The organism is Lentihominibacter sp. (assembly GCF_046951855.1).
Taxonomy (GTDB): Bacteria; Bacillota; Clostridia; order Peptostreptococcales; family Anaerovoracaceae; genus Lentihominibacter; species Lentihominibacter hominis.
This window is the reverse complement of sequence record NZ_JBKTXS010000044.1, coordinates 1-12,338: the sequence shown is the minus strand read 5'-3', so window position 1 is coordinate 12,338 and position 12,338 is coordinate 1. Positions and strand designations below refer to the sequence as shown.

General features: G+C 40.6%; 12 protein-coding genes. All 12 read right to left on the bottom strand.

Features of this window, described 5'->3' with window-relative positions; genetic code table 11:
• Positions 1–84 precede the first annotated feature (84 nt).
• Positions 85–747, bottom strand: coding sequence for an NAD(P)H-dependent oxidoreductase (locus ACLR96_RS09485; RefSeq protein WP_177268091.1), 663 nt, complete (start codon positions 745–747; stop codon positions 85–87).
• Positions 748–752: 5 nt separating this feature from the next.
• On the bottom strand, positions 753–2,738 hold the full coding sequence (locus tag ACLR96_RS09480; protein WP_177268093.1) for an LTA synthase family protein: 1,986 nt from the start codon (positions 2,736–2,738) through the stop codon (positions 753–755).
• A gap of 5 nt (positions 2,739–2,743) precedes the next feature.
• On the bottom strand, positions 2,744–3,619 hold the full coding sequence (gene rsmA, locus ACLR96_RS09475; RefSeq protein WP_177268095.1) for a 16S rRNA (adenine(1518)-N(6)/adenine(1519)-N(6))-dimethyltransferase RsmA: 876 nt from the start codon (positions 3,617–3,619) through the stop codon (positions 2,744–2,746).
• On the bottom strand, positions 3,620–4,171 hold the full coding sequence (gene rnmV, locus ACLR96_RS09470) for a ribonuclease M5 (protein ID WP_243206885.1): 552 nt from the start codon (positions 4,169–4,171) through the stop codon (positions 3,620–3,622).
• A 5-nt stretch (positions 4,172–4,176) separates the two neighbouring features.
• Complete coding sequence (locus tag ACLR96_RS09465; RefSeq protein WP_177268097.1) at positions 4,177–4,494, bottom strand: FtsB family cell division protein; 318 nt, start codon at positions 4,492–4,494, stop codon at positions 4,177–4,179.
• The gene (gene yabQ / locus ACLR96_RS09460; protein ID WP_177268099.1) at positions 4,458–4,943 is read right to left on the bottom strand and encodes a spore cortex biosynthesis protein YabQ; all 486 of its coding nucleotides are present in this window, start codon (positions 4,941–4,943) and stop codon (positions 4,458–4,460) included. The genes ACLR96_RS09465 and yabQ overlap by 37 nt, the downstream gene beginning before the upstream one ends.
• The gene (locus ACLR96_RS09455) at positions 4,940–5,200 is read right to left on the bottom strand and encodes a YabP/YqfC family sporulation protein (RefSeq protein ID WP_177268101.1); all 261 of its coding nucleotides are present in this window, start codon (positions 5,198–5,200) and stop codon (positions 4,940–4,942) included. Before ACLR96_RS09455 ends, yabQ begins: the two co-directional genes overlap by 4 nt.
• 211 nt (positions 5,201–5,411) lie before the next feature.
• Entirely contained in the window at positions 5,412–8,111 is a 2,700-nt protein-coding gene (locus tag ACLR96_RS09450) for a peptidoglycan DD-metalloendopeptidase family protein (protein WP_177268103.1), read from the bottom strand.
• Entirely contained in the window at positions 8,063–9,322 is a 1,260-nt protein-coding gene (locus ACLR96_RS09445; RefSeq protein ID WP_177268105.1) for a DnaD domain protein, read from the bottom strand. The genes ACLR96_RS09450 and ACLR96_RS09445 overlap by 49 nt, the downstream gene beginning before the upstream one ends.
• 12 nt (positions 9,323–9,334) lie before the next feature.
• Positions 9,335–10,672, bottom strand: a complete 1,338-nt coding sequence (dnaB, locus tag ACLR96_RS09440; RefSeq protein ID WP_177268107.1) for a replicative DNA helicase — start codon at positions 10,670–10,672, stop codon at positions 9,335–9,337.
• Positions 10,673–10,687: 15 nt separating this feature from the next.
• Positions 10,688–11,131: a 50S ribosomal protein L9 gene (rplI, locus tag ACLR96_RS09435; protein WP_177268109.1), complete on the bottom strand. Its 444-nt coding sequence runs from the start codon at positions 11,129–11,131 to the stop codon at positions 10,688–10,690.
• A 26-nt stretch (positions 11,132–11,157) separates the two neighbouring features.
• The coding region (locus ACLR96_RS09430; RefSeq protein WP_412265757.1) for a DHH family phosphoesterase at positions 11,158–12,338 on the bottom strand (1,181 nt) is incomplete at its 5' end.

Genomic DNA, 12,338 nt, shown 5'->3' with positions numbered 1-12,338 from the left:
ATCCAGTGGTACATAAAATAATTTTGCGATACTAAATCAAAAGGCAGGAAAAACCTGCCTTTTGATTTATATTCTTTTTATAATCTAAAAAGTATGCGTTCCATAAGCAAAATGATTTCCATGTTTCAGATCTTTCAACATCGCATCATCTCCCCGTTCCTCAGCACCATTGACTGCAGATTTAACAACAGAAGCAAGCCTAACCGCTTTTCTTCCCAAATCATACGCTACAGCCTTTCCCTTCTCCTTATCTGATGTTTTTCCGTAAGTGGCGACCCATCCGGCGTCAATAAAATTATGACAGCTGTAAAAACTCTGCATTGCCTGCAAAGTACTGACAACACCTGCACTTCCGCAGGTGATAGCTGACACAGTAATCTTTCCATCCCCAACCGGCATATATGCCAGCGCTCTGTCCATTATAGCCTTACACTGAGCGGAAACGCTGTAAAAATATACCGGTACGCCGAATATCACAATATCTGCAGTTTCTATTTCATCATAAACATCTTTTATGAAATCATCTCCGCAGACACATTGTCCTGTCTTGGCGCAGGCCCAGCAGCCTCTGCACATTTTAAAATTTTCAGCAGCCGCATCACATACTCCCATCAGCTTCGTACTGACATGAACTCCGCCGTCTGTATTCATCGAAAGGCAGCCTGCCAATACCTCATCAAGAAGCTGTTCTGTATTTCGCCCTTTTCGGGGACTTGTATTTATGGCAAAAACTTTTATTCTTTCCATTTGCTTTATTCCGTTGTACTCAGAATCTCCTTATTTTTTTCGACCTGACTTATCTTCATCTTTGAAACATCTTCAGGATCAACTTCCTCCTTCAAAGCCAGTATAGTAGGTCCCAGATATACCGTACTCAATATCTCTCCATCCAGGGACACTTTACTGTATTCAGTGAAATTCTGCCCCTTGATATAATAATTTTCTCCGATCTTAACTATTTCATCTATTTTGATATCCTTAACACCCATCTTGAGATTTGTAGCCTTATATGGATTTTTTCCTCCATAAATATACTGCTTGCCATACAACATATCATAGGCCAGAGATTCAAGACCGCTCAGATAATCATTATCATCTTTATGACTTTGTTGATATTTATTTATCATTCCCACTGATATGCCGAGTCTGTCTAAAACTTCCGATGTCAAGTTGTATGCATACAGATCCTGATCTTCTTTTTCCATGCCGAAGTTATTCCATATTATATACTGAGTCTGATACAAAGAACCGTTTTTCATCATATCTTCCGTCATATCCAGTGCCGGAAGATGATCTCCATACATTACCAGAATAACATCTTCATCATAATTAGCCAAAGTATCAGTCAATTCTTTGACGAATAAATCCATCTCGTATACCTGATTAGCATAATACTCATATGTCCACTTCTGTTCTTCTGATTCAGCCTTGGTAACTGTAACAGCAGGATCTTCTATTACCTGTTCCGTCGGATACTTTCCGTGACCTTGAACCGAAATAGTATATATATAATCTGATCCGTCCGTACTTTCAAGAGCATCCATTATCTGTTCTGTAAGGATAGAATCTTTTGCCCAGTTCTTAGGAGTCTTCATAACATTATTCATATATTCCAAACTTGTAAAAGTATCAAACCCCATATTTGAAAATACTTTATTTCTTCCGTAGAAGACACCTCTGTGATTATGTATAGCATGAGACGAATATCCCAGAGTTTTCAGATCATTAGGCGTAGTCTCACACGTTGTCTTTCTCAATATTTCCTTATATGGATATTCCCCGGGTCCAAAAAACTTAACGCTGATGCCCGTCATAACTTCAAATTCCACATTAGCAGTACCTGCTCCTACAGCGGGTACTGTCAGATATCCTGAAGAATATTCTTTCATAAGCTGCCTGTAATTAGGTATAGGATCCTTTGAATATTCAAGCCCTTCTACCAAAGTAGGGTCGATGAAAGATTCAAGTTGCAGAAATAAAATATTAGGTTTGCTTTTCACGTCCGTATTATCATCTTCTCCCGGCGTATATATATTGTCATCTCCTAATTCACCGTCCTCAAAAATACTCTTTATCTGATTTTCAGAATATCCTGATGGTTTGCTTACCCCCTTATCCATCCATGTCACAAGAAAACAGTAAGGCACTCCATTATCTCTGTATCCATAAGCGAGATTTCCAAAGAAAGTATCCAGTACTCCTGTTCTTATAGCCAGCTGAAAAGCTCCGAAAGTACCAATGGCAATTATTGCTATAGCTGCGATTGCCTTTTTATAATTCACTTTATTCTTAAGCTTTGGGGCTTTTCTGTATAAAAATATTATTGCAAGAACTAAGGCCAGTACCCCTGCTATAGCCAGCACCAAAGTCGTCACGGAAAAATAATTGGAAACAATGGATAGCCCATCTTCCAAACTTTTCAGATCATATACAGTAAACGGCGTCATTCTGTTAGACAATATCACTCCGTTTACTATCCCCAGCGTAAGCCATATCAAAGACAGCATACACATGGCAAAAACTCTTCTCCTAAAAAGCAATGCCAAAGATATAACCGCCCATATCATTAATACGTTGCATAAAAATACCAAAGGACTCTGTATCATAAAGGCAATGCTGCTTATAAGAGAATGCCTTGCAAGAGTTTCTATAATAAGATTTAAGACCACTGCTGTAACAAACAGCAATACGATATAATTTTTCAGATATTTATTGTAAAACGCTTTCAGTTTCTCCATCTGTCTTATCTCCCATAACAAGCAGCCACGCTGTTGGCGATGGCAGCAAATTCTTTTATATCCAGGGTCTCTGCCCTTCTGTTAAACTCAATTCCTGTTTCTGATAATATCTCTCTGATCTGATCTTTAGACAGCCCGCAAACTCCTGTGAGAGAATTTAAAAGTGTTTTTCTTCTCTGCCCGAATCCATGCTTTATACAGGAAAAAAAAACCTTTTCGCTTATTAAATCCACCGGCCTCTCTTTTCTTACGGAAAGCTGCAAAACTGTGGAATCAACCTTCGGCCGAGGAACAAATACTTCCTTGGGAACAGAAGTTACCTGATGGACATCGCAATAATATTGCACTGCTACAGACAGTGCCCCGTAGGTTTTCCCTCCCGGAGATGATTTTATCCTGTCAGCTACTTCTTTCTGCATCATTATCGTTATGCTGTCAACAGACACGCCTCTTTCCAGAATACTCATAATAATAGGCGTAGTAATATAATACGGCAGATTTCCTATTATCTTGACTCTGCCGCTGAAAGTTCCGGCTTCTTTTTCTTCATTTATTATTTCATTTATATCTGTCTTCAGGATATCTCTGTTTATCACCTTGATATTGTCGTACCCGCCAAGTGTCTCGGACAATATAGGTATGAGTTTTTTATCTATCTCCACAGCGATAACTCGCGCAGCTGATTCTGCAGCTGCAGCTGTCAAAACGCCTATTCCCGGACCTATCTCGATCACAAGATCGTCGGAATTTATTTCCGCTCCGTCTATGATCTTTTCTATCACATTTCTGTCTGTTATGAAATTCTGTCCTAAACTTTTTGATAGTTTAAAATCGTGTCGTTCTTTTATATCCTGTATTGTAGAAGGTGCATATAATTTCATCTATATCTCCCGGATAGCCTTATAAAGTTCTTCTTTAGTGATCCCAAACTTATTCAGCTTCTGAAGAAAACTTTTTCCGTTACTGTATCCTATGCCAAGCGATTTGCCTGCAAACTGTCTTCTAAGCGCCGAATCCGCTTGTCCCACAAGACCTGCCGCTACCATATCATCAATGGTAAACTCCTGTCCTCCTACAGATTCCTCCAGTAAACAATGCGCCTTCTCAAGAGCGCTTCTTATACTTTCCGAAGATGCATTTTCTATGCCTATGTCTCCATTTTTTTCTGCGTCACTTCTGTCTAAAAACGCTTCTTTGGCATCGGGGAATCTCTTCATAAGTCGCTGTCTTATCTGTCTTCCTGCGTGATCGGGATCTGTAAATACTATTATTCCTTTTTCTCGATACGCTTTCTCTATAAGAGACCAGGTCTTTTCTGTTATACCATACCCATGTGTTTCTATTGTGACGGCATCTACACTTTTTTTAATGGCAGCCGTGTCATCACGTCCCTCGACGATAATGATTTCTTTGATCTTCATATCCGAAGTCATTTATCCTATTCCTCCGTATCTTCTGCATCTTTGTCCGGCTTTGTTATATCATCAGGAAATATGTAAATGGTCTCTCCCGGTTTTATCAGTCTCAGCTGATCGCGAGCTTGTTCTTCCAGATTTTTCAAATCATTAGCCTGCTCCAGCTCTTTTTCAAGCTGCTCTTTTTCATCCTGGAGTTCCTGTTTCTGCTCCTTCATATCATGTTGCTCTTTCTTAAGAGAAATTATATTTATAACAGTAAATGAAATCAGCCCGATTATGACCATAACAACAATGCCTATCATCAGTCTCCGTCTGTTGCGGTTTCTTCTGATAGCCATTTTTCCTCTTGTCTTCTGTCTGGCGGATTCCTTAGCTTTCGCTTCTTCTTTTTCCCTTTCCGCCCGTCTTTTCTCCAGCCGCTGCCTCCTGGCTTGTTCCATGTCGATGACTTGGCTGTTATTTTTGAATTCTTTGCTGCGTCGTCTTTTACCCATGTCCTGATTATAACACAGCATATTTTTTTCCACAACAACAGTCCTGCCGAAAAGCCCAAAACAGCATGAAACGTGATTTTTCCAAAAGCGCAGTAATATAAAAATGCAGAAAGGGCAGCTCCCGAAGCCACCCAGAAAATCAATTCCTCCACGATCCGCAATCCACGTCCGGTCGCTATATACTGCAGCCTCTTTTTGATTTGCCAAAGAGTTTCCGTAAAAATGCCGGCACAAAACATTACTGCCGTGGTTTCTGCTTGATGTGCGATAAGCTCTGTAAATTTTATCATCATTTCATAAGCTTGGCGAAAAAGCCCTTTTCTCCTTTTTCTCTTACTTTTACATACATTAATGAATCTATGGTGCCGACTATTACCGCGCGGCCTTCATTAAGATCCAACATCTGAATATGGAGTTTGGAACCTTTCACTATCATTGCGCCCTTGCTGAGAGTTGCTCTCACCTCATCTTCATCAAAGCTGTCTATTTCCTTTATGTCTGTTACTGTGATGGTCTCTCTGTTATCTATCATGACTGTATGATTCTCCATAAGCATACCTCCTTTTGAGAAAATCGGTCCCATCTGCAGCGGGCCGGTATATATTAAAATATATTTATGTTGTATGCCTGTTAGAACCATTCATATGACAAAGTACGCAGTATCAATTCTTTTCAGCGTACGGCATTATATCTAAACAAATATAAAGAGCCGCATAAACGGCTCTTTATAAATCATCTGCATATAAAATTTTTCCCAATATTTACGGTAGATAGTTTATCGGATTCTTTGCCACACCATTAACTCTTATTTCAAAATGGCAATGAGGTCCTGTACTTCTGCCGGTATTCCCTGATTCTGCAATATGCTGACCCTGATAAACTTTATCGCCTTTACTTACAAGAAGTGAACTGTTATGAGCATATCTTGTTTCCATACCATTCTGATGGTCTATGATGACAAGATATCCATACGCCCCGCTGTATCCGGCATATGTAACCGTACCTCCATCAGCGGCTAAAACATTACTTCCTACAGGACATCCCAAATCTATGCCTTCATGGCTTCTGCCCCATCTGGAGCCAAAATTAGATGTAAGAGTATATCCCCCTGATAATGGCCAGATATACTTGCCTGACCCGACAGTAGGCGGCTTTTCTTTGGTTCCCACCATTATCACCTCTGTTACAGGTTCCTTCTTCACCGTAGTTACCAGAGGAGTCTCTTCTTTTTCCTCGCCATTTACCAGAACGATTCTCGAGGTTATCTCGCTGAGACCATTTTCACCCTTCTGATGAGTTTCAGTATATCCCTCATACAAATCAGCATCATCTTTTTCCTCAACCTCATATTCTATCTGCTTCTCATAAGTCACAAGCTCGGTTATCTTCACGGTGAGAAGAGGCGCATGCTGCTTTATCTTCAGTACGCTGCCCACTTCCAGTTTTTTCTGATCTACATTGGGGTTTTCCTGAAGGATATCCTCTTCTGTCATAGAATAAAGTTTAGCGATATCCGCAAGAGTTTCTCCTGCTACAACTTTATGCATCTTCTCTGTCTCTCCGCTGGTACAAAGCTTTTCAACCATCTCTTTTTCAGAAAGAACATCTTCCAGATCTGTATTGCTCTGCTTGACATCTACTTTTTCTATGAATACAGCTTCTTCTATTTCGGCTCCTTCTCTGCCGCTTGTATATCTGTCTTTGATATCCTGCATTACATCGGCCGCAGCTTCTTTACTTTCTACAGCTCCGACCTTCTTTCCATTGACATATATTCCGTAAGCTTTCACATTAAGATTACCCATATATGAAAGTCTTTTGAGAACTTCTTCAGAATTGTCTATTTCCACATCACCCAGAGCAGATACTCTTTTAAACTCTATATCATCTTTAGCATCAATTATTACATCAACATTCTTATCTTCTGTCAAAGCGCCCTGAACCAGATCAGTAATCCTCAAGACTTCATCTTTCTCCTTAACCAGTCCCAAAGTCTTACCGTTATAAGAATATTCATATGCGGTACAGTAATTGAAAACACCTGCAACACCTACAAGAAGCATTATAAATACAGAAAACAATGTAAGCAGCGGCGCTTTATGATTATCGCAGAACGTCTTAAGGCCTTTCATCCTTTTTCCCAAAGGGCTGTTTTCATAATCAAGCATTTTCTGCTTCATAGAAAGCTCTACCGCTTCCCTAGCCTCTTCCCGGCGTTTTTCGCGTTCCTCTCTCATCTGCTGAGTTTTTGCTTCTGATGATTCTTTACGCTCTTTTCTGTCTGCGACTCCCAGAAGATCTTTTAAAGAAATGGACATAGTATCCTTTATCTTTGTATTGATCTGCATGCCTTTTACATTTACAACGCCTCCGCCTAATTCTGCATCGGCAATACTCTTCTGCTTCAGTCTTTCCTTCTCGAGCTTAGCTCTTTCGGCAGCTTCCCGTTTTTCTCTTTTATGACGCTCTTTGGCTTCTATCCTCTGGATCTTCTCATCTCTTTTTTTCTTTGCCTTAGCTAATTTTTCTTCTCTGGCTGCTTTAGCTTTCTCTTCTTTTATAAGTTTTTCTACTTTTGTTCTCTGTTCTCTCAGAGCTCTCTCATTTTTTTCCCGTTCTTCTCGAGCCAATCTCTCTGACTTATGAGCCTCTAAAAGATCTTGAAGCTTAGCCTGCTCTTCTTTGAGAAGCTCCTGCTGCTGCGTAAGTTTTATCTGCTGCTCAGCCGCCAGTTTTTCTGTATGTTTCTCTGTCATCTGGGAAATAGTCCCTATCTTTGCATCTTGCTGCTGCTGTGCTGAAAGGAGTTCCTTCTTGGCCTCTTCAAGGCCTTTCATCAGATCCTCTGGTTTATCTTCATCAAAAAACTCTCTGATTTCTTCCGGCGTAGCTTCAGATTCTGACGCTGTATTATTTTCACGAAGCTGCTTATTCTTTGCCTGTATCTCAGCTTCCATAGCATCCAACGCCTGTTTTCTGGATATGGCCTTAGCACGTCTTTCAGCTTCTGCTGCTCGACGACGTTTTTTTTCAGCTTCTTCTTCTATTAACGCAGCACGTTTTTGAGCTTCCAGAATCTCCTGCTGAGCCTGTTTCTTTTTAAGCTCTCTTTTGAGGGCTTCCTCTCTCTGAATTCTTTCAGCTTCTGCATCTCTTCTCGCTTGCTCTATTATCGCCTGTTTTGCTGCAATGATCTCCTCAGTATCTTCCAAGACTATGTCTTTACTTTCTTGCCGACTGCTGCCCGAATCGGGCAAAATATCCATATCATCTGTCTTAAGAGCCTCAACACTTTTTCTCAGACTCATGATGTCTTCGTAAATCTTTTTAGCTTCTTCATCCTGAGAAAACAGTTCTTCTCTACTCATGGCTTTATTTTCAGTCCTATCAGATTTCTGTTCTTTTGAAGATGTTACTGATTCATTAAGCTTATCTTTTCCTTCGTTATCTCTCGGAAACATTGACATTTCTCTCCTGTTTCAAGCATTCCGGTATCCTTACATTTCGGACACCTGTATCTTATATCCATAAAATCCATCTCAAACCCGTTATCCGTAAGCAGAAATGCCTTCTCCATATTAAGAGAATCCAGCCTGCCTCTTATCTCTTCCAAAGCCTGTTTTCTGTCAGCCCTGTCAGAAATTATTATTTTTGAAATCTCTTTACTCTGAGTACTAATCTCATCTTCTATCTCTTTGATCCTCGGCACTTTTTCGTATACCTGCTGCCTTCGCTGCTGAGCTTCTTCCTCTTCCTTTCGTACCAGAGCATCATAGTACTTCATTATATCACCGGTAGTAAGCTCCTTATTCCCTCCGGAAGATTTGCCATTCTGCTCTTCATACCAGTTTATCAATATTTTGTTAACATAATTGATATTAGGACTGGATATACCTGAAGTCTTACTACATGCCGTAAGAACTTTATCAAGAGAAAACCCCATAGTTTCAAACCATGTATCTATAATGCGCTTCTCTTCTTCCGTAGCATTTCTGGCAAATCCCAATGCCTGAAATACCCTTTTATACAGATGATGCTTTTTATCATTCTCGCTCAGATGCTTTTCTACGGCTATTACATCCGTCAGACCTTCTTCTGCCCATTTTTTGATAACCGCCGTTATGTATTTAATATTTTTTTTCTTTTTCTGCACGCAATAAGAATATCCATATACTATAACTTCCGGCGCAGCATTAAAATCATTTATGAGAGAAAGTATCTCCATCATCTCAGTCCCACTTATAACTTTTCCTGCTATCTTTTCTATCTGCGTGAACATATTCTGTATCTCTTTGTCAGACATAAGGGAATTAACATTGCTTTCGACAGTTATACTCTTCGCCTTTGTCTTTTCACCGTAAAGCTGCTCTTTAAGGCTTATAAACTCTATATCGTAATCAAACTTATCATCAGGATTATTCCTTATCTTCCTGACTACGCCCATGCGCTCCCAATAGGTCCATGCCTTAAGAACATCCTCATGGTCTATACCCAGATGTTTTGCTATATCCTCATTGGTAATATCCGTCTCCAAGCAAGAATACATATGGGCAAACATATATACCTTAACAAACTCGCCCGGAGCTGAAACCATGTATTCATTTATAAATATATTTTCCACGCTGGTATCCAGCAAAAAATAATCTTTTCTCTTTTCTCTTTTAAAGCCCATCTATCCTCCAAATCAAAAGCCGGGGATATTATTTCCGCCCATACTGTCCACAAATTTTGTAAGCTTATCCAGCCATGTGACTTTAACGGTTCCTGTAGGTCCGCTCCTCTGCTTGGCTATTATGACTTCACACTCTCCGTGAGCTTCCGAGTCCTCATTATAGTACTCGTCTCTGTATAAAAATACAACTATATCGGCATCCTGCTCTATGGATCCTGACTCTCTGAGGTCGGAAAGCATAGGTCTGTGATCAGTTCTCGTCTCCGGGGCTCTTGACAGCTGTGAAAGCACAAGAACCGGACAGTCCAGCTCTCTTGCCAATAATTTTAAGTTCCTGGATATCACAGAAATTTCCTGAGTTCTGGAATCCGCCTTTCCCTCAGGATTCATCAACTGCAGATAGTCTATTACAACAAGATCCAGACCTTCCTCGGCCTTAAGTCTTCTACATTTGCTCTTCATCTCCATTATATTGACTCCGGCAGTGTCATCTATATGTATATTTGCTTTAGACAATACATCTAATGCTATATTAATATCATCCCAGTCTCTTCTTTCCAGTTTGCCGGTTTTCAAGCTCTGCATAGGCACTTTAGATTCCATGGAAAGAAGTCTCTGCCCCAACTGCTCCTTAGACATCTCCATACTGAATACCATGACAGATGCTTTTCCTTTTACCGCTGCATTAAGAGCCAAAGAAAGAGCGAAAGCCGTCTTCCCCATAGCCGGTCTTGCCGCCAGTATTATCAGATCCGAGCGTTGAAGCCCTGATGTCATTATATCAAGATACTTAAATCCGGTAGTAATTCCGGTGAGTCCTCCGTCCATCTGAGAGGCCTTATCTATTATCTCTATATTTTCCAGAAGCACATCCTTAATATGGGCATACTGTCCCTTTTGTCTGGATTGTGATATTTCAAAGATACCGCTCTCTGCATAATCCAGCATCTGAGCAGCTTCCATAGCTTCTTCGTATCCTTTTGCCATTATATCGTCTGCCGTATCTATCAGCCTTCGTATAGACGCCTTTTCCGCAACTATTTTACCGTATTCCATTGCATTTGACGTAGTCGGAGTTCCGGAGGACAGAGAAGCGATATAAGCTCTGCCTCCCACCATGTTAAGACTGTTTTTTTTCTTAAGTTCCTCTGATACTGTAAGTGCATCTACAGGAATATTTTTTCTGTGTAGCTCCAACATAGCTTTAAATATCTCTTTATGATTATTATCGTAAAAATCATCGGCTTTTACCACTTCGACGACATCAAAAAGAGCATCCTTTGAAAGCAAAGCTGCACCAAGAACAGATTTTTCCGCCTCTATACTGTGCGGAGGAATTCTTCCTTCCATATTCTTCTCCAACAATTAAACGGTTACCCTAACCTTAAGCGTTGCCGATACCTCAGAAAAAAGCTTTATATTAACTTCGGTTTCTCCCGCCTGTTTTATCGGTCCTGATAACTCTATCTTTTTTTTGTCTATTTTTATATTCTCCTGCTTAAGCAGTGCTTCTGCTATATCTTTAGATGTTATTGATCCGAAGAGCTTACCGGTTTCTCCTCCCTTTGACTTTATCTCCAAAGTTATGTTTTCTATGATCTTAGCCTGCTGCTGCGCAGCTGCCTTTTGTTCTTTATGCTTTTCTGCGGCTATAGCTTTCTGTTTTTCAAGATTTCTTATATTCCCTTCTGTTGCCTCCTTGGCAAGTCCTTTAGGCAAAAGCATATTTCTTGCATATCCGTCGCTTACTTTTACGACCTCTCCGGCTTTTCCTGTTCCCTTAACATCCTTTGTCAGTATAACTATCATAATTTTAACCTCCTATTGTGAAGTTCTCACGAAATCTGTTTTTCTAATACTTCTCTTATTTTTTCCAGCAGTTCATCAGGAGAAAGCTCCGACTGTGCTCCGGCTGTATTAAAATGACCGCCGCCGCCAAAAGCTTCCATAATCACCTGCACGTTTATATCTCCCAGAGATCTGGCGCTTACCACTGTAATTCCCTTCTGGTTTTTTCCTGCTACAAAGCTTGCTTTTATACCTTTTATGGCAAGTAATTCATCAGCCACCTGGGAATTGACGATTTGAGCATCATGATGCTGTCCCGGGCACACAGACATGGCTATGCCGCCATCAAAAAATTCGGCTCCGGCAATACATGCTGCCCTAATACGGAAACTCTCTGCATCAGTCTGAAAATACCTTCTGACATTCTCAAGATCTGCTCCTGCCCGCTTGAGCCACGAAGCCGCCTCAAAGGTACGCACGCCCGCTTTTACTGCAAATCTGTTAGTATCCACCATAATCCCTGCCAATAATGCATCCGCCTCCAGCTTTGTCAGAACCTTCTTCTCACAGGCGTACTGGACTATTTCGGAAACCAGTTCTGAAGCCGACGACGCATATGATTCCATATAGGATAATATGGTATTGGGAAGGCTTCCTTCTGTTCTTCTGTGATGGTCTATGACCACCGTCCTGTTGACTTTTTCCAAAAGTTCCATAGATTCAACAAGTGTCGGTCTGTGAGTATCCACCACCACACATAAAGCCGTGCCGTCCGCAGCGGAAAGAGCTTTCTCTGTTGTAACAAACTCATAAGTCTCAGATTCTTTTGCATCTTTTACAATATCAGAAAGAGTATTATTGTATGAATTGAGAACAATATACGCATCTTTGCCTACAGTTTTGGCAATTCTGTATATCCCCAGTGAGGCTCCAAAACAATCCAGATCCGGATTAACATGCCCCATTATAAAAATTTTCGACGACTGTGTCATCAATAGTTTCAAAGCATGTGCTATGACTCTGGATTTCCCTTTATATCCCTTTTCAACACTCTGAGATTTTCCTCCGTAATACTCAAAATTCTTTACATTCCTGACCACTGCTTGGTCGCCGCCGCGTCCCAGAGCCAGATTAAGAGCATCCTGAGCATAATCTTCACTTTCGGCGATGGTTTTGCCGCCCACACCTATTCCTATACTAAGGGTAACGGGAAAGTCCATATTTGTGT